The organism is Kangiella koreensis DSM 16069 (assembly GCF_000024085.1).
GTDB lineage: Bacteria > Pseudomonadota > Gammaproteobacteria > Enterobacterales > Kangiellaceae > Kangiella > Kangiella koreensis.
In genome coordinates this window covers 1,730,516-1,750,331 of record NC_013166.1, presented here as the reverse complement: position 1 = coordinate 1,750,331, position 19,816 = coordinate 1,730,516, and the positions used below count along the sequence as shown (strand labels likewise).

The 19,816-nt window shown below is 43.2% G+C and carries 13 protein-coding genes; 6 read left to right on the top strand and 7 right to left on the bottom strand.

The features are described 5' to 3' along the window. The first annotated feature begins 6 nt into the window (after positions 1–6). Positions 7–930 (top strand): class I SAM-dependent methyltransferase, encoded by a 924-nt coding sequence (locus KKOR_RS08110; protein ID WP_015780635.1) that lies wholly within the window; start codon positions 7–9, stop codon positions 928–930. A gap of 56 nt (positions 931–986) precedes the next feature. On the opposite strand, the gene KKOR_RS08105 is transcribed toward KKOR_RS08110, so the two are convergent. Beyond that, positions 987–1,994, bottom strand: coding sequence for a LysR substrate-binding domain-containing protein (locus tag KKOR_RS08105; protein ID WP_015780634.1), 1,008 nt, complete (start codon positions 1,992–1,994; stop codon positions 987–989). 284 nt (positions 1,995–2,278) lie between these two features. Between KKOR_RS08105 and cysK the strand changes: the two genes are divergently transcribed. Then, complete coding sequence (gene cysK, locus KKOR_RS08100) at positions 2,279–3,226, top strand: cysteine synthase A (protein ID WP_015780633.1); 948 nt, start codon at positions 2,279–2,281, stop codon at positions 3,224–3,226. 63 nt (positions 3,227–3,289) lie between these two features. Here the strand turns inward: cysK and metJ are convergent, their stop codons facing one another. Then, positions 3,290–3,586, bottom strand: coding sequence for a met regulon transcriptional regulator MetJ (gene metJ / locus KKOR_RS08095; RefSeq protein ID WP_015780632.1), 297 nt, complete (start codon positions 3,584–3,586; stop codon positions 3,290–3,292). 159 nt (positions 3,587–3,745) lie between these two features. On the opposite strand from metJ, the gene metX reads away from it, so the two are divergent. The 4 genes from metX to metF are packed head-to-tail and all read left to right on the top strand — an operon-like array spanning position 3,746 to position 9,333. Then, a complete protein-coding gene (gene metX / locus KKOR_RS08090) occupies positions 3,746–4,768 on the top strand; it encodes a homoserine O-succinyltransferase MetX (RefSeq protein WP_015780631.1) in 1,023 nt (340 codons plus the stop codon). After that, a complete protein-coding gene (metB, locus tag KKOR_RS08085) occupies positions 4,765–5,943 on the top strand; it encodes a cystathionine gamma-synthase (protein ID WP_015780630.1) in 1,179 nt (392 codons plus the stop codon). The genes metX and metB overlap by 4 nt, the downstream gene beginning before the upstream one ends. After that, positions 5,936–8,410: a bifunctional aspartate kinase/homoserine dehydrogenase II gene (gene metL / locus KKOR_RS08080; RefSeq protein WP_015780629.1), complete on the top strand. Its 2,475-nt coding sequence runs from the start codon at positions 5,936–5,938 to the stop codon at positions 8,408–8,410. Before metB ends, metL begins: the two co-directional genes overlap by 8 nt. Then, entirely contained in the window at positions 8,410–9,333 is a 924-nt protein-coding gene (gene metF, locus KKOR_RS08075) for a methylenetetrahydrofolate reductase (protein ID WP_015780628.1), read from the top strand. Before metL ends, metF begins: the two co-directional genes overlap by 1 nt. Before the next feature lie 43 nt (positions 9,334–9,376). On the opposite strand, the gene KKOR_RS08070 is transcribed toward metF, so the two are convergent. The 5 genes from KKOR_RS08070 to metH form a co-directional block, all read right to left on the bottom strand. Further along, positions 9,377–12,508 (bottom strand): efflux RND transporter permease subunit, encoded by a 3,132-nt coding sequence (locus KKOR_RS08070; protein WP_015780627.1) that lies wholly within the window; start codon positions 12,506–12,508, stop codon positions 9,377–9,379. Then, on the bottom strand, positions 12,505–14,121 hold the full coding sequence (locus tag KKOR_RS08065; protein WP_015780626.1) for an efflux RND transporter periplasmic adaptor subunit: 1,617 nt from the start codon (positions 14,119–14,121) through the stop codon (positions 12,505–12,507). Before KKOR_RS08065 ends, KKOR_RS08070 begins: the two co-directional genes overlap by 4 nt. Before the next feature lie 4 nt (positions 14,122–14,125). Then, positions 14,126–15,490, bottom strand: a complete 1,365-nt coding sequence (locus KKOR_RS08060; RefSeq protein WP_015780625.1) for a TolC family protein — start codon at positions 15,488–15,490, stop codon at positions 14,126–14,128. Positions 15,491–15,638: 148 nt separating this feature from the next. After that, positions 15,639–15,989 carry a hypothetical protein gene (locus KKOR_RS08055; RefSeq protein ID WP_015780624.1) on the bottom strand — a complete coding sequence of 117 codons (351 nt, stop codon included), beginning with the start codon at positions 15,987–15,989 and terminating at the stop codon, positions 15,639–15,641. A 73-nt stretch (positions 15,990–16,062) separates the two neighbouring features. After that, the gene (metH, locus tag KKOR_RS08050) at positions 16,063–19,746 is read right to left on the bottom strand and encodes a methionine synthase (protein ID WP_015780623.1); all 3,684 of its coding nucleotides are present in this window, start codon (positions 19,744–19,746) and stop codon (positions 16,063–16,065) included. Between the last annotated feature and the right edge of the window lie 70 nt (positions 19,747–19,816).

Here is a 19,816-nt window from a genome sequence, read left to right as displayed (position 1 = left end):
GGAATTATGAAAACCAAAATAACAACGTTAAGCTTAGCGGTTCTTGTCACCTTAGGCATTACTGCCTGCAGTGATCAAAAAGAACAGGCCGAGTCTGAGCAAGAAGCTAACCAGTTAGTTGCTGTAGAAACTACTAAGACCGAGCAAGAAGTCAAAGTTGAGAAGAAGACTACAACTGGAAGCAGCTTGCTGGGAATTATTGAGGGTGAACATAGAAGCGATGCAAATAAAGCTCGTAACCAATATCGTCATCCTGCTGAAACACTTAAGTTTTTTGGTATCAAACCAGGAATGACGATAGTTGAAGTTTCGCCAGGTGGCGGATGGTACACAGAGATTCTTGCGCCTTGGCTGGGTGCTGAAGGTAAGTTGTATGCTGCTCATTTCGATCCGAACTCTGAAGTGGAGTACTATCGTAACGGTTTAAAGAATTTCCAGGAGAAGTTAGAAGCTAATCCAGATTTGTATTCAAATGTTGAGTTAACCGTTTTTGATGCTACTTCAAGTACGCCAATTGCACCCGCTAACAGTGCTGATGTCGTTGTCACGTTCCGTAATGTTCACAACTGGATGCGTGGTGGTCGTGATGACGCTCTTAACGCTTTTAGCTTAATGTATGATGCCGTTAAACCTGGCGGTTACCTTGGTGTTGTTGAGCATCGTTTAGCAACTGGTTTAAAGCAAGACGAGCAGGCGAGCTCTGGCTATATGCATGAAAAATTTGTGATTGATCTTGCGGAAGAGGCTGGATTCAAGCTTCTGGAGCGTTCACAGATTAATGCGAATCCTAAAGATACGACCAATCATCCTAAAGGTGTGTGGACTTTGCCGCCTAGCTTAAGACTGGGTGATGAAAATCGAGATACTTATTTGGAAATTGGTGAGAGTGATCGCATGACTCTCAAGTTTGTGAAGCCTGCTACTGAATAAATTGATCAAACGATAGTCTTAGAAAAGGTAACACTGCACCTAATATCGGTGCAGTGTTATGCAGTAGCTGCTCTTGCTTGAAGATTTGCAGGGTTATGGCTTTTTGTTTCAAAACGGCTTAACAACTCTTTAGAAGATGTATGCTCGCTGTATAAATAGCGAATAAGCTCTTGCTGTGAGATGTGAGGCGCAAACATTGCAATAAAATCTTTCATGTACTGCTTTAAAAATAGATTTTTATGAAATGCTAGCCAGGTTGTGCATTGTGGCAACATATCAGAAGTAGGGTAGCTGATTAGGTCTTTGTCTGCTTGCGGATCATAAGCCATATTAGCAATGATACCGACCCCAAAACCCTTCCTAACGTAGGTCTTAATGATGTCCGCATCGCGGGCAGTAAAGACGATATTCGGTTCCAGTTTCTCTTTTTTACAGGCGCGCATCAAACTTGATGAGTTTTTATCACTCAAGTTATAAGTCACCAGTGGGTATTTAACCACATCTTCTAAGGTAATTTTTCTTAAGTCCCCTAGTTCATGGTCTTGGGGAAACAGAATCGATCTATCCCATTGGTAGCAAGGGATTTGAACGATGTCAGGGCCAAGACCAGCAGTGCCAGAGGCGATTACAAAATCAATCTCCTGCTTACGCAGCTGTTCAATGACCTGCTCGGTTGTACCTTGTTGCAAGTCAATTTTGAGATTGGGATATTCTTTGTGGAATGCGGCAAAAGTTCTCGGCAGGACATATTGAGCCTGCGTTTGTGTCGTGCCGATTGAAAAGCAGCCGGAGTCGTCTTGGCTTAATTCACTGGAGAGTCGTTTAATGTTACTGATTTCCTGCATGACCTTGCGCGCACGGCCAAGTATTTCATTACCAACTTGTGTTATTCCCACCAGCTGCTTGCCGTTGCGCTCGAAGATTTTAGTTTGTAATTCATCTTCTAGCAGTCTTAGCTGTTTGCTGATCCCGGGTTGGGATGTAAATATTTTTTGAGCGGCATTGGTAATGCTGAGGTTGTTATCAGCAATAGCGATCAAATATTTTAGCTGTTGCAGTTTCATTTTAGACGTCTAAATGGTTAAATGGCCGAAGAGCGTAACATGTCTTATGCTTTAAGGCAATATCTTATATATCCTTGAGATATATTGTGCAAATGTTTTTCGCTTCTTTATAACTAAAGGTTATTAGAGCATAATGCTAAATAATTAGCTTCTGAGCCTTATTGTGCATAAATTTGCCATTGTTTTTGTTTATTAAGCTTTAAAGCTGTTTATGAATACCATTGCTTAACTCACGGTATTTTATGAGATAAATAGCGTCAAGCTACAAAATAGAGGTTCTATTAATGATTCATGATTCCATTTTGGGCACTATCGGCAATACACCGGTTATCAGAATAAACCGATTGGCACCTAGCCATGTGTCAATGTTTGTTAAAGCGGAATATTTTAATCCGCTATCTTCAGTAAAGGATCGTCTCGCTTACGCTATTATCAATGATGCGGAGCAACGTGGATTACTTAAGCCTGGTCAAACAGTAGTAGAGGCCACATCGGGGAATACAGGCATTGCCCTGGCTATGGTATGTGCAGCAAAAGGGTATCCCTTTGTGGCGGTTATGACTGAAACCTTTTCTATCGAGCGTAGAAAGATTATGCGAGCTCTTGGGGCTAAGGTCATTCTTACTCCCGCAGCTGAGCGTGGCACTGGCATGGTTAGGGTTGCTAAGGAGCTATCAGAAAAAAAAGGATGGTTCCTAGCTCGTCAATTTGAGAACGAAGCCAATCCAGCGTATCACCGCAATACGACTGCTCCTGAAATTCTGCAGGACTTTGCGGGAAAACGATTAGATTATTTCGTCAGCGGGTATGGCACTGGTGGCACTATTACAGGAGTTGGAGAAGTGCTAAAAGTAGCGCGCCCAGAAACAAAGATTATTGCAACCGAACCGGCGGGCGCTTCGTTGCTTGCTGGTAAAGAATGGCAGCCCCATAAAATTCAAGGATGGACCCCCGACTTTATTGCGGATGTTATGAATCAGGAGATCTATGATCAAGTGATTCCTATTAGCGATGAGCTGGCGCGTGATACATCATTAGCGCTTGCACAAAAAGAAGGCATCTTCTGTGGTATTTCAGCAGGAGCAACTTTTGCCGCAGCTTTGCAGGTTGCGAAAGAAGCTGAAGAGGGCGCATCTATTTTAGCAATGCTACCAGACACTGGAGAGCGCTACATGAGCACTTTCCTGTTTGAGGGCATTAATGAAGGGAGTGATGACGAGCTATTAAGTTAGTATTCCTCGACATAAAAAAAGAAGCAGGGGATTCCTGCTTCTTTATTTTAAATCCAAATATGACTACTTCTTTATTTTCTCACCTTTAGTTTCCATATCCAGCACATAATCATCTCGATCTTTTCGTAAATCATCATCTGTTGGCAAGGGCTGTCCTGTGTAAGCGTGCAAAAATGCTTCACATAATAATTCGCTATTAGTGGCATGGCGCAAATTATTAACTTGGCGACGAGTTCTTTCGTCGGTCAATATTTTCAGTACCGAAAAAGGTATTGATACTGTAATTTTCTTTACTTTGTCTTTTTTCTCACCGTGTTCAACGTATGGATTGATAAAGTTTCCATCCCAATCTTTAGCCATATTAACCTCGTGTCTTATTCGATGTGGTTATTATACATCCTTTTCAGCCCTCTAAACATCTTGACTTATAAACTTATAAAAGAATATATTGGCCATATAGACGGCTAAGCGTCTTTTTCAATAATTGTAATCTTAAATGTTTTATAAGCGGGTCGCGAGATGTCACAACAAAGTGCAGGGCTGATTTCAGATAGTAATTCACAACATTGGTTGTCAGTGTCCAGTCGGACACCCAGGCATAGTGTGGATTTTATTGATGTGGGGTCAGTTCATATTGAAAGTTTGTCATTATTGCATGGGGGACTTATTGAAGACTTGGAAGTGCATTACAACTGTTATGGCTCCTTGCAAAACCCAGCCATAGTAGTTTTAGGTGGGATTTCATCTTCGCGCAATATCCATGATTGGTGGGGAGACTTGGTTGGTAAAGGAAAGGCTATCAATCTCGACCAGTTTTGTGTGATTGGAATTGATTACATAGTTAACCAAGATTCTGCTAACCCAAACCTTATTTCTCCTTTTGATCAGGCCAAGGCGATAGGCCTGGTGTTGGAGAAGTTAACTTTAAGCAAAGTTGAAGCGATTGCTGGAAGTTCCTACGGTGGCATGGTGGCTTTAGCATTTGCATCGTTATATCCGACCAAGCTTAACAAACTAATTTGCATCGCAGCAGCGCACAGAAACACACAAGTATCGGTAGCTCAACGGCAAATTCAGCAACAGATATTGAGCCTGGGTATCCGTACTGGCGAAATTAAATCGGCTATATCTATTGCAAGAGAGCTTGGATTCATAAGCTATCGAAGTGAGCAGGAGTTAGAAAATAGATTCAATCCATTGAGAGTGATAAACGACCAAACATTAACCTTCGAGCTTGTTGATTATTTAAAGCATCATGGTGAAAAGTTCGCCGACCAATTTGATATCGAAAGATATCATTCACTTTCTCAATCTATCGACCTGCATAAAGTTAATCCAAAAGACATCCACGCCCATGCGCTGTTTGTTGCTATCGACAGCGATAGATTAGTTCCGGCACATTTAATTAAAGAATGTGCAGATTCTTGTGCAGGAAAATCTCATATTAAAACTATCCACTCGTCATTTGGCCACGACGGATTTTTGCTGGAAACCGAGCAGTTGGCAGAGTGTATAACACCATTTCTGAGGAATTCATTATGAGCAGTAGTAATCAGACCATTGCAGTCCGTTCCGGGATTGAGTCGGATCAACAATTCGGTGCAGTGACACCGCCTTTATACTTGTCATCCAACTATACATTCGCTGATTTAGAGCAGCCAAGACAGTATGACTATAGCCGCTCCGGTAATCCAACGCGCGATACTCTAGCTGACACTTTGGCTCAGTTGGAAGCGGGTTGTGGTGGAGTGATCACTTCAAGCGGCATGTCTGCTATCTATCTGGTAACCCATTTATGCGATAAGGATGACGTCATTATTGCACCACATGATTGCTATGGAGGGACCTATCGTTTACTTAACAGCTTAGCGGAAAGAGGGCGGTTTAAAGTTGAATTTGTTGATCAAGGTTGTGATGAAAGTATACAGCAAGCGCTGCAAGGCAAGCCTAAGTTAATCTGGATAGAAACCCCGAGTAACCCATTGCTACGAGTGGTGGACATACAAAACATATGTGAACTGGCTGGCCAGGATATTATAAAAGTTGTCGATAACACCTTTTTGTCACCGGTGTTGCAACAACCACTAACCCTTGGTGCGGATATCGTGGTTCATTCAACCACAAAATATATTAATGGGCATAGTGATGTTGTAGGTGGTGCAGTTATTGCCAAGGAACAGGCATTGTTTGAACAGCTGGCCTGGTGGGCAAATTGTATTGGTGTTACCGGCTCACCCTTTGACAGTTTTATAACTAGCCGTGGACTAAGAACCTTGTCTGTGCGTATGCGCCAGCATCAGGAAAATACTCAAAAAGTTATTGAGTATTTACAACAACAGCCACTGGTAAAGAATATTTACTATCCAGGACTAGAGTCTCACCCGTCCCACCAAATCGCAAAAAAGCAACAACTTGGATTTGGCGCCATGCTGTCTTTTGAACTGGAGATTAAAGGTGCCAATTTGCGCACTTTTGTAAATAGCCTGAGTCTATTTTCGTTAGCCGAATCATTAGGTGGCGTAGAAAGCTTGATTTGTCATCCAGCTACCATGACGCATGCTGCAATGGATCCTGCTGCTCGATTAAAAGCGGGTATTAGCAATAGTTTGCTGCGCCTCTCAGTGGGCATAGAAGATGCCGATGATTTAGTGAGGGATTTAGACAGTGCCTTTCAACGATGTCAAATTAAAGTATTACAAGGTGAGCAGCATGGCTGAGCAAGTGCAGATACATTCAACTAAAAGCAGCAAATGTGTTGTTAGCCCGACTGACTATAAAAAGTTAGGTATCAATGTTCATAAGTTTGGTGGCTCAAGCTTGGCAAGCTCTGAGCAACTGCAAAAAGTTTGCGAGATAGTGACGAAGCAAACCAGACTGGGCGATATTATCGTCGTATCAGCGAATGGTAATGTGACAGATACTTTGCTAGATGCTATTCATGGTCGGGTAAATGCATTATCAGATATTAAGTCGTTTTATGAGAGGTTAGTGTCAGGCCTGGACATTGAGTCTGAGAATTTTATTGCGCTGATTAACAATGATATAGAATCAGTTCGAGAGTTGTGTCGGCATTGTCCTGCTCATAATGATGAAATCCTTTCTTTCGGTGAGAAGTGGTCAGCGAATCTATTGACTGAATTGTTGGGTAGCTATCAATGTGCAGCGCAGGCTGTTGATGCGAGTAACTATCTAAAGCTAACTTCTTTACATGAATATAACCAGTTTGATGAGCAATTTGCAGATGATAAGTTTTCAAGCTTATATCAAGCGCTGTGGGACGGTGACAAGGAGCGATTAAAACGCTATGTCTTTACTGGATTTATTGCACGTGACAATAATGATCAGTTAATTACCTTGGGCCGAAATGGTAGTGATTACAGTGCAACCATTATTGCTCAGTTAGTCAAAGCTAAATCCGTAACCATTTGGACCGATGTCGATGGCATTTTTACGGCTGATCCTAATATCGTGCATAATGCTAAAAGAGTAGAGCATTTGTCATTGTGTGAAGCACAAGCTATATCTGAGTTAGGTGCCAATGTTTTACATCAAAAGACAGTTACGCCTTTGTTAACTTATAAAACAGAAGCTTGTATAAAAAGTTCTTTTATTGAAGAGTCTTCAGGAACACAAATTACGCAACACCCTGTTTCATCAGGTCACGTTAAGACTATTACCATTAAACAGTCTTTGACACGTATCGTTGTTAATAACATAAACGAATTAAGTGCCAGAACAATCCAGCAAAGAGTACTGCTCAATCAAGTTGCCAGTTATGCCAGTAACTTTGATCGAACCTTAGACCGCCTTACTTTGTATGTGGCGGAGTGCGATCGATTTAATACCATTTCCATTATCCAAGCTGCGCAATACTATCCTGTTGTGGAGAAAAACAATTTATCCTTAATCAGTTTGGTGGGACAAAGCATTCGTCAGAATCAAAAAATAATCAGTAAGTTTGTTAACAGGTTGGAGCGTTTTGCCGTTGAAGAAATTCACTATCCCGCCAATGCTCATACTTTATGTGTTCTGATTGAAGATACGCAGGCTATAAATTTATTGCATGATCTACACGATACTTTCTTTGTTTTAGAACCTTCAATTCCTATTGTGGTTTTGGGTTATGGCAATATTGGCAAGCAGTTCATTCGTATATTGCAGGACAATAAAGCAGAGATTGAGTCTTCTTTGAATAAATCTTTGTCTCTATTGGGTGTTGCCAATAGTCGCAATTATGCGTTATCAAGATCCTGTTTGCTTGATAATGCTGATGTAATTGATTTGCTTGACCAAGATGGCTCATCTCTAAACTCTGTGCATGAAGGTGCTGTAAATAGTAATCAGCGAAATGAAATCCTTAATGTTCTTAAGGACTATGTCCATAAAGAGCTGGTTATTGTTGACCTGACTGCCAGTAATGATATTGCAAACCTATATCCAATTTTTGCGGGAAATGGCTGGCATCTAATCTCTGCAAACAAAATTGCAGCTTCTAATCATGAGCTTGCTGGTCAGGTTGAAAAATTGCTGCAAGATAACAAGCGCTATTGGTTTAAAAATACTACCGCGGGTGCGGGCATACCTATCCAGTCCAGCATAAAAAAGCTTAAGGAGTCCGGCGATAAGATTATCAGTATCTCTGGGATCTTTTCAGGCTCACTTTCCTGGTTGTTCGGACAGTTCAATGGGCAACAAAAGTTCAGTGAATTACTACTGGAAGCTAAGGCCAATGCTTTTACTGAGCCGGATCCAAGAGAAGATCTTTCTGGTAATGATGTTATTCGCAAAATTCGAATTTTAGCTCGGGATGCAGGTTTCATAGATGCCGTTGAAAACTTCGAGCCCGCGCTTGATGAAGCATTACTAGAAGGCAGTTTGCAAAGCTTTTGGGATAACTCATCAAAAATTGATGAGCACTATGAAACCTTATATCAGCAGGTACAAAAACAGGGTGGACTGTTACGCTATATTGCTACGCTAACCAAAGATGAACTTACTTTAAAGCTGGAGATTATTGAGCCAAGCCATCCTTTTGCTAACCTAAACCCCTGTGACAATGTTTTTGCTATTCGTAGTCAGTGGTATAACGATAACCCTCTAATTTTACAAGGTCCTGGTGCTGGTAGAGAGGTCACTGCTGCAGGTGTTTTAAATGACTTATGCGATTTGCTAAGGAGTGCATAATGAGCAGAGCAGAGCGTCAGTATTTTCATGCAAAAGAACTGGAACGTATTAATCATGACTTTGCCAGTTTGTCCGGCAACGTGAATCTTTCGTTTGAGTTTTTTCCGCCCAATAGCAATGAGATGAACTCGATATTATGGAATAGCATCAAAAAGCTAGAGCCATTGCAGCCAGATTTTGTGTCGGTGACTTATGGAGCTGGTGCCAGCACTCGTGAACGAACTCATGGTGTGATTGAGAAAATCCTTACCGAAACCAGTCTTAATGCGGTGCCTCATTTAACCTGCATTGACGCAACAGAGTCCGAAATTGAGACTATTGCCCATCGCTATTGGGAGCTGGGGGTTCGTCATATTGTGGCATTACGCGGCGATAAACCTGATGAGCGTTCGCATACTGGCGATTTTAATTATGCCACTGACCTTATTTACAAGTTGAAAAGTTTATATGATTTCGATATCAGCGTGGCTGCTTATCCTGAAGTTCATCCTGAAGCATTAAATGCTCAGGCAGACCTTGATAATTTGAAGCGTAAAGTTGATGCTGGTGCTAATCGAGCAATCACCCAGTTCTTTTTTAATAGCGAGAGCTTCCTGCGATTTAGGGATAAGTGTGCGCAAAATAGCATTGATGTTGACCTGGTACCGGGAATTTTGCCAGTAACTAATTTTATACAACTATTAAAATTTGCCCGCTTTACTCAGGTAGAGATTCCTGGTTGGATGCAAAAACTCTATCAAGGACTTGATCAAGACCTGATTACTCGACAGCTGATTGCTTCGCATATAGCTATTGAGCAGGTTAAACTGTTGTCTAAAGAGGGCATTAAAAACTTTCATTTTTACACTTTGAATCGAGCAGATTTAACCTATGCTATTTGCCATAGTTTGGGGCGAAGAGAGTGCTTTGCAGCTGCAAGTTAATGCCACTGACGCTATCTGCATCAGTGGCTTTAGTCAAAAGAAGTTACTTGTTTTTTATTGATGATGAACGCCATAGAAAATAGATCAACGGCAACACAATCAAGGTTAAGACTAAAGCACTGACCATGCCGCCTACCATTGGCGTGGCAATACCACTCATCAGCTCTGCACCAGTGCCACCTCCAAATAATATGGGAAGCAAACCTAAGATGATTGAAGCTGCAGTCATCATGATTGGACGCACCCTCAACGAGGCTCCTTCAATAATCGAGTCCCGTAAGCTCGATTTGTCTATTTGGCCGGCGTTATCACTGACAAGACTTTGATAGGCTTGATTGAGATAGACCAACATAATGACCCCAATCTCCACAGCCACTCCAGCAAGAGCGATAAAGCCCACCCAGATTGCCACCGAGAAATTAAAGCCCATTAAGTAGGTCAGCCAGAGACTACCAATAATGGCTAATGGTAAGGTCCCCATAATGATTATGACTTCAATTACATTTCTAAAACTCAAATACAACAACACCATGATGATAGCTAAGGTTAATGGCAATACGTAACCGAGTTTTTCTTCTGCCCGAAGCATGTATTCATATTGACCTGCCCAGGTTAATGAGTAGCCTGCAGGTAGTTTCAATTGTTGATTTACTGCTTGCTGAGCCTGCGCTACATAATGGCCAATATCGATGTCTTCGATATCAATAAACATAGTGCCGTTAATTCGAGCATTTTCACTTTTAATAGCGGGAGGGCCATCAATGATTTTAATCTCTGCCACATCAGCTAAAGCAATTCGCTGACCCGAGGGTGTTATTATCGGTAACAGCTTTAATTGCTCAGGTGAGTTTCGGTACTCCTGAGGATAGCGTAAGTTGACAGGATAACGCTCAAGTCCTTCAACGGTGTTGGTGACATTCATACCACCTACCGCAGTGGCAATTACTTGTTGGATGGTGGCAATTGTTAAACCATAGCGGGCGGCTTGCTCACGCTGGATATCAACATCCAGATAGCGGCCACCAGCGACCCGTTCAGAGTAAACTGATGCAGTACCTGGTACAGCACCAATAATAGTTTCCAATTGCCCGCCAATCTCTTGGATGACGCTTAGGTCAGGCCCTGATATTTTGATCCCGATCGGAGTTTTGATTCCCGTTGCCAACATATCAATACGCGTTTTGATAGGCATGACCCACGCATTACTGAGCCCCGGTATGGTCACTAATCGGTCCATTTCCTGCTTCAGACTTTCGGTTGTGACACCTTTTCGCCATTGGTCTCTGGGCTTTAACTGAATAAATGTTTCTATCATGGTTAAAGGCGCCGGGTCGGTTGCAGTGTCGGCACGTCCAATTTTACCAAAGACCGTTTCAACTTCAGGAATCGTTTTGATCAGCTTATCAGTCTGTTGCAGAATTTCTCGTGCTTTACCAATCGATAGCCCCGGATAGGTTGTCGGCATATACATGAGGTCACCCTCATCAAGATTAGGCATGAACTCACTGCCTATCTTGGTTGCTGGCCACAGGCCAATGATAAAGACGACCAGAGTGATTCCCAGTGTTGCTTTGGGGTAATTCAGGACAGATTTCAGCAACGGTTTATAGATTGCAATGAGGCCGCGATTAATGGGGTTCTTGTTTTCTGACTTTATTTTGCCACGAACAAAGTAACCCATTAACACAGGAACTAATGTGATAGCTAAGGCTGCGGATGCCGCCATTGCATAGGTTTTAGTAAAGGCCAGTGGTGAAAACATACGGCCTTCCTGTGCTTCCAGAGTGAATACAGGAATAAAACTTGCGGTGATAATCAGTAAACTGAAAAATAATGCTGGCCCAACTTCAGTAGCTGATGTGGCGACAATCTGCCAGCGTCTTTCCCGGCTAATTGGTTGATGTGTTGTATCTTCTCTTTCCAGGTGTTTGTGCATGTTTTCGATCATCACAATAGCACCATCTACCATGGTTCCAATGGCGATTGCGATGCCACCCAGCGACATAATATTGGCGTTCAAACCTTGCCAATGCATGATAATGAAGGCGGTTAGAATTCCTACCGGCAAACTGATCACTGCGACTAACGATGAGCGAATATGGAACAGAAAGATCATGCACACTAAGGCAACAATCAGCAGCTCCTGGAATAATTTTTGCCATAGATTATCGACCGCTCGTTCAATTAATCCACTACGATCATAGACAGTAACCAGTTCAACGCCTTCAGGCAGGCTTGATTTTAATTGGGTTAACTTTTCTTTTACGGAATTTATGGTTTGCTGTGCGTTTTCGCCATAGCGCATGACAATAATGCCACCCACCGTCTCGCCTTCACCATTCAGCTCCGCAATACCTCGGCGCATTTGTGGGCCGATACTTATATCAGCAATATCTTTTAAAAGCAGGGGAGTGCCTTGTTCATTTACCCCCAGCGGAATATTGCCAATATCCTGCTGGTTCTCAAGATAGCCACTGGCACGAACCATGTATTCGGCTTCAGCCATTTCAACCACAGAGGCTCCCACTTCCTGATTGCTTTGCTTGATGGCTCGCTGAATAAGATCCAGAGGAATCGAGTAAGCACGTAATTTTTCTGGGTCGACTTTAACCTGGTACTGCTTAACCATACCGCCAACAGTGGCCACTTCAGACACGCCAGCTACGGTTTGCAGTTCATATTTTAAAAACCAATCTTGCAGACTTCGAAGCTGGCTGATGTCATGCTGTCCCGTTCTATCGACCAGTGCGTACAAATAGACCCAACCCACGCCGGTAGCATCTGGCCCAAGCTGTGGCTTAGCCGTATCGGGTAAGGAGGGTGCAACTTGACTGAGGTATTCCAGTACCCGTGAGCGAGCCCAGTACATATCGGTGTCTTCATCGAAAATAACATAGACATAGGAGTCACCAAAGAAGGAAAAACCGCGCACCGTTTCTGCACCAGGTACTGAAAGCATGGCAGTCGTCAGAGGGTAGGTAACCTGGTCTTCAACCACTTGCGGGGCTTGCCCGGGGTAGTTGGTTTTAATGATGACCTGCACATCGGATAAATCAGGTATCGCATCTACTGGCGTTTTCTTTAATGAGTAAATACCAAGGCTGATGAGAATCAGAGTCGCCAATAAAACAAAAAACCGATTATGGATAGACCAACGAATAATCGCAGCAATCATTGTTCACTCTCCTCATGGTTCATTTCTGAATGATCCATCTCTGAATGATCCATGTTTGAGTGATTCATGTTTGAGTGATTCATGTTTGAGTGATTCATGTTTGAGTGATCTACCTCAGGTTGATCTTCTTCAGTTTGAGCTGGAATGTGAATCTCAGTAATGACATAACGGTTATCGGGATATTGGGTAATTTGAATATGAACTGTCATGCCTTCTTTAACGGCCGACAAATCTACATCCTTAGCGGTATCCAGATCCATAGTCATTGACGGCCAACCCCATTGCTCAATGGGGCCATGACTGACGTTCAACATATTGTGGTGCGCCATAACGCTGTTGATCGTTGCTTCGACCCATACTGATTCTGTGTCAGCTTCACTGCTGGTATCGGTATCTACTGAGGAGTCTTGGCTTATACGTTTAAAGTCTGAATTTTTACTGGACTCGGAATCAATTAAGAATTGTGCTGATGTCACAATCCGTTCTCCAGCTTTTAATCCTTCAATAACTTCAACTGAGTCATTACCAAAAGCTCCCAGTTTCACTGCAATCGATTTAAATTTACCTTCGCCAAGAGCCATCACCACTCGGTCTTGCTTTTCAGTTCGAATGACAGCCTCTCGTGGAATAATAATTGACTGTTGGCTGCTACTTGCATGAATCGTGATGTTGCTGAACATATTGGGCTTGAGCTGATAATCTGGGTTATCAAAACGAATTCGAACACGTCCAGTGCGATTCTCAGCATTGAGGGTAGGGTAGACGTAGTCAATGTTTCCTTCCCAGATATCGGCACTTCCATTACCCAGTGACATGCTTACAGGGAGTCCTGCCTCAACCCGATCAATTTGACGTTCATATACTTCTGCTTCAACCCAGACTTGATCCAGGGCACCGACAGACATCATGGTTGTTCCTGGCTTTACAAAGAAACCTTCGCGAATATTGAGTTCATCAATAAACCCATCAGTGGGTGAGTAAAAAACCACATTCTGCTGAACACTGCGAGTTGTTCTTAGTTCTTTAATTACAGCATCAGATAGCTTCAGTGCTCGTAATCGACTTTCTGCGGCATTAATCAAGTCACGGTGGTTACGCTTCAATGCCAGTAAATATTCTTCTTGAGCATTGACCAGTTGCGGTGAGTAAAGCTCATACAAGGGTTGTCCTTTTTTGACCGGGTTGCCGGCAGCTTTGACATAGAGTTTTTCTATCCAGCCTTCAACTCGTGGATGAATATGAGTGAGCTTGTCTTCATCAAATTGTACATAACCAACGGTATCAATTTCATGCTCAATGTAGCCCTTCCTGACTTCTGCAATTCTTACCGCAAGATTATTTTCTACCGCAGGAGAAATGCTAACCGTGCCTGGTGAATCTGAGCCTGAATCTTTTTCATACACGGGTACTAAATCCATGCCCATTGGTGACTTGCCGGGCTTGTCACGTCTGTAATTAGCATCCATTGGGGCCACCCAATACAAAGGTTCTTTTTTGCTCGATTTCTGCTCTGTCGAATCACTGGAATCACCAAATAAAGTCACTGCAGCTACGCCCAGGATGGCACCGACCAAACCGGCAATGATAATGCTTACTAGAGATTTGTTATTCATAGTTTCACCCTGGAGTATTAGCTTGAGTTAAAAGATAGTTAAGTTGTGCGATGGTCTTGAGGTAATTGATCTCGACATTAAGGGCATCAATTTTTGTATTGAGTTCATCAATTCTGGAGCGCATCACTTCGGTGAAATCACCGTTATCATTGGTGTACGCATTCAGTGTTGCTTCGGCCTGCTGATTCATTTCTTTTAATAAACTTTCTTTATAAAGAGAATGACGTTTGTTTAGCTCATTTAGCTGGCCATGATAGTTTATGGTGGCTGATAATAAACTGCGTAGCAGTAACCATTTATCCGTTTTTATTGCTTCTCGTTCCTTAACACTGGCAGTGACTTCTTGATCCTGGCGATTGCTGGTAAATATCGGCAAATCAAAGCTCACTCCAACCGAAAATAAATCTGAGCGGTTGTTTCCCATAGGGTCATCATCCCTATGCCCGTAACTGGCATTAAGGTTCCACTGAGGTTTGTATTTTTGTTTGGCTAAATCAATAGTGGTTTGACTCGCCTTAACTTTTTGTTCAAACGCTAATACTTGTGGGTGTTGTTGCAAATGTTGAATGAGCATTTGTTTATCACCGGAAGAGTCTAGTGAAATCACTTGTTCATGCTCTAATTTAACTTTCGGGGCTATGGCTGGAAGCGAAAAATTGTTGTGAGCGAAGGACAGATGACTATCATTGATCAGCCATTCTTTTAGCATTGACTTTTTAATCGCTAGCTCTTGATGCAGTTTACTTAAACGATCATCAAGCCGAGTCAGTTCAACCTGGGAGCGAATGACATCTTGTTGCCGAGTTTGCCTCATCCCGCTGGAGTAATTGAGAGAAACGGTTTCTGCAAGTTGTTCAAAGAGCTGTCTATCGCGTTCAATTAAGTTGATGGTTTGCTCTATCAGGTAAACATCAAGCCATAACTGAGTAACGGTCGCTTTAACTTTCGCTTTGCGATCTTGACGTTGTAACGGAAACTCTTGGCCAAGCTGTTGTAGCCTTTTTTGTGCAAGAGCCAAGCTGTCACCGCGTGGTAGTGCTTGAGTGACGCCAACTTTTAATTGGGTCATGGCTTCCTGAGAAAAGTCAAAGCTATCTACCGGAAGATTAGCGGCAGAAATAGAAATCATTGGATCGGCATAAGTATTTGCTGAAATACTTTTCGCTTCAACTGCTTGCTGACGGTATTGATTGCTTTGCAGCCATGGATCGTTTTGTTGGGCCAGGCTTATTGCCTGCTCAAGAGTTAACTTTTGTGGGGATTGTTCTGAACTTGCCTGCGCAGGCATGCTGACAAAGGTGGCGCAGAAAGCCATTGCTACTGCAATGAATTTCAGAGACAAATTACGGCTTATAAATAAATTAAACATATCACTCCTCCAGCAGAGCGATGAACCAATGAAGTTGGTTATAAATCTAATGCTTATGAGTAGAGTGCTTAATTAACACGACTAACTCAGCGTTATGTCTTGAGCGAGACTCTGTTAGACAGAAAGCTCCAGACGGATCGAGGCTGTGTTAGCAGTTTATGGGTGGGCGATAGAGAGAGCTGGAAATTGAGGCTATCGCCTGATCGGAATATAAATCGATAGATTGGTTGTGTTGGGCTGTTTGGGAGTTTGCTTGTGGCTCAACGATTAATGCCACTGTTGAACAGGTGGTCATATTGCAATTACCACCATCCTCGCAACAGTCCATTGGCTGATCCTTTGTGTGATCCATTGAATGATCCATGTCAGCATGGTTCATTTGATGAGCAGGTTGTTCATGCGAGTCCATACAAGGCATATCAACCATAGCACTCGACAGGCTAGTAAACGCCAGTAATGCCAATACGATGGTCAGTATGTGTATGAATTTATGGTGCACTAAATAACCTGTTAATAGTCATGAACCTCAATAGGATAGCTTATTTTCAATAAAGTTCAAAGTTTACATGACCTCAGTTATCGTAGTTTAAGGTAGGGGCCAGCCACTTTTCGGCCAGCTCCAGATCCCAACCTTTACGCTGCGCGTAGTCCTTGACCTGATCCTTTTCAATTTTCCCTACACCAAAGTAGCGGGATTCAGGGTGGGCGAAGTACCATCCGGAAACTGCTGCAGTGGGATACATGGCAAAGTGTTCGGTAATATTGAGCTCAATTTCAGCATCGGGTTTCAGCATGGTCCACAGGGTTCCTTTTTCCGTATGGTCCGGGCAGGCCGGATAACCTGGAGCAGGGCGGATCCCTTGGTATTGCTCCGATATTAGCTCTGCATTATCAAGCTTCTCATCCGGCACATAACCCCAATAATCCTTGCGCACCAGCTCATGCATCCTCTCCGCGAAGGCTTCGGCTAATCGATCTGCCAAGGCCTTTAACAGAATGGCATTATAGTCATCGTGTTTCGCTTCGAAGGCTTTGACATGCTCATCAATTCCGATTCCTGAGGTTACCGCAAAACCACCAATGTAATCCTTAAGCCCGGTTTCTTTTGGGGCAATAAAGTCAGACAGGCAGTAATTAAACTTTCCATCGCGAGTCTGCTTTTGCTGACGCAGATGGTGCAATCGGTGAATTATTGTCTTCCGTGAGTCATCGGCGTAGATTTCGATATCATCACCTTGAGCATTTGCAGGATAGAAACCAATGACCGCGCGCGCCGTTAACCATTGTTCTTCGACAATGCTTTTTAGCATGGTTTGAGCATCAGCATAAAGCTTGCGTGCTGTCTCGCCCACTATTTCATCATCAAGAATATTGGGAAATTTACCAGCTAGTTGCCAGGAACGGAAAAACGGTGTCCAATCAATACGTGGTAATAAGTCTTCTAGTGGGTAATCACTAAAGACTTTGGTTCCGAGAAAAGAGGGCTTGGTAATATTGGCCTGAGACCAATCAATGTTTGCTGCAAACTGTCTTGCTTTTTCTAGGCTAGCCAGACTGGATTTCTTTTGCCGCTTTTCACGCTCGGTTCTGAGCTTGTGATATTCGGCTTTGATTTCGCTGACAAACTCATCCTTGTGTTCGCCCAGCAATTTATTCACTACGCCAACCACGCGAGAAGCATCCATGACATACATGGCAGGGTGCTCATAGTGGGGTTCGATCTTGACGGCAGTATGAATTTTCGAAGTAGTAGCGCCGCCAATTAGTAAGGGCAAGTCGAGGCCGCGGCGCTGCATTTCTTTGGCCACATGTACCATTTCTTCCAGCGAAGGTGTAATCAAACCGGACAGACCGACAATGTCGCAGTTTTGCTCAATAGCCGTATCAAGAATTTTATCGCAGGCTACCATGACACCTAAATTAATCACTTCGTAGCCATTACATTGCAGCACAACACCGACAATATTCTTTCCTATGTCATGTACATCGCCTTTTACTGTGGCCAGAACAATCTTGCCTTTTGGCTTGTCAGCAAGCTTGAGCCGTTTCTTCTCTTCCTCCATATAGGGGAACAAATAGGCTACGGCTTTTTTCATCACTCGTGCAGACTTCACCACTTGTGGCAGGAACATCTGACCCGAGCCAAATAAATCACCGACCACATTCATGCCATCCATCAACGGCCCCTCGATAACATGCAAAGGACGCTCAGCCTGTTGACGAGCTTCTTCAACGTCGTCATCAATAAATTCAGTGATACCTTTGACTAAAGAATGTTCGAGGCGTTTATTAACCGGCCATTGTCGCCACTCTTGAGTTTCTTTCTCTTTGACTTCCTGACCTGAGCCGCGATATTGCTCTGCGAGTTCAAGCAGTTTTTCAGTCGCCTCGGGCGAGCGATTAAGCACCACGTTTTCAACGGCTTCTTTCAGGTCTTCAGGGATGGCACTGTAGACTTCAAGTTGACCAGCATTAACGATGCCCATGTCCATGCCAGCCCTGATGGCGTGATAAAGGAATACTGCGTGAATCGCTTCGCGAACTGTATTGTTACCGCGGAAGGAAAAAGAAACATTGGAGACACCGCCTGAAACGCGCGCGCCAGGTAAATTCTGTTTTATCCAACGCGTGGCTTCAATAAAGTCCACCGCATAGTTATTGTGTTCTTCGATGCCAGTGGCAATGGCGAAAATATTGGGGTCAAAAATAATATCTTGCGGATCGAAGTTCAGTTCCTTGATTAATAAATCATAAGCTCTGCGGCAAATTTCTGTTTTACGCTCAAAAGTATCAGCCTGACCATCTTCATCAAAAGCCATAACAATCACAGCTGCGCCATAACGCTGCGCCAAATGAGCCTGTTCTAGAAATTGTGGCTCGCCTTCTTTCAGGGAAATTGAATTGACGATACCTTTGCCTTGAACACATTTTAACCCAGCTTCAATAATGTCCCACTTAGAAGAGTCGAGCATGATTGGAACACGGCTGATATCAGGTTCGGAAGCAATCAGGTTCAAGAATCGCTGCATGGCGGCCTTAGAATCCAACATGCCTTCATCCATGTTGATATCGATCACCTGGGCACCGTTTTCGACTTGCTCCAGTGCTACTTCAATGGCGGTTTCAAAATCATCTTCCTTTATTAATCGCAGGAACTTAGCCGAGCCAGTGACATTAGTCCGTTCGCCCACATTGACGAACAGGCTCTTGGCATCAAGATTTAGAGCTTCTAAACCAGACAGGCGACATCTCGGTTCTTGATTGAACTTTGTTCTCGGTTTGGCACCTGCAATCATGTCATTAAATCGAGCAATGTGCTCCGGAGTTGTGCCGCAACAGCCACCAATGATATTAATGAAGCCTTTCTCAATCCACTCCGACATTTCTCTTGACATGTCATCAGGCGTTTCATCATAACCTCCGAACTCATTGGGCAATCCGGCGTTAGGGTGGGCTGAAACAGCAAACTCACTAATGCGTGATAACTCTTCAATGTAAGCTCGCAAATCTTTGGGGCCCAGAGCACAATTTAAGCCAACACTGATAGGGTTAGCATGACGAATAGAGTTATAAAAGGCTTCGGTGGTTTGGCCGGTCAGGGTTCTGCCGGATGCATCAGTAATGGTTCCTGATAACATGATGGGATAATCAATCTGGTGATCATCAAAGTATTTTTTGACCGCAAAAATGGCCGCTTTTGCATTCAAAGTATCGAATACTGTTTCGATGAGAATGATATCGGCTCCACCTTCAATCAGAGCATGCGTCGATTCGTAATAGGCATCCGCTAACTCATCGAAGTAGATATTCCTAAAACCGGGATCATTCACGTCCGGTGAAATACTACAGGTTCTATTAGTCGGTCCGATAACACCCGCTACAAAGCGTGGCTTGTCGGGTGTTGAATATTGATCCGCAACAGCTCTGGCTAAACGCGCTGACTCTCGATTAATGTCTGCCGACAAATCCTGCATGCCGTAATCAGCCATGGCTACTCGAGTCGCATTGAAGGTGTTGGTTTCAATGATGTCAGAACCCGCTTCAAGGTAGGCTTTGTGGATATCAGAAATGATCTGTGGCTGGCTAAGACTCAATAGGTCATTATTACCCTTAAGGTCGCTTGGCCAATCAGCAAAACGTTCGCCCCGGTAATCTGCTTCTGTTAGCTCATATTGCTGAATCATGGTGCCCATAGCGCCATCCAGCAATAAAATACGTTGCTTAAGTGACTCTTGTAACTGTTTGCTTTTATTCATTAAATTAGTATCTCAATACCACGAACTCTATATAACTCATGGAAATATAAAAAGACGTATAGACGTCCAA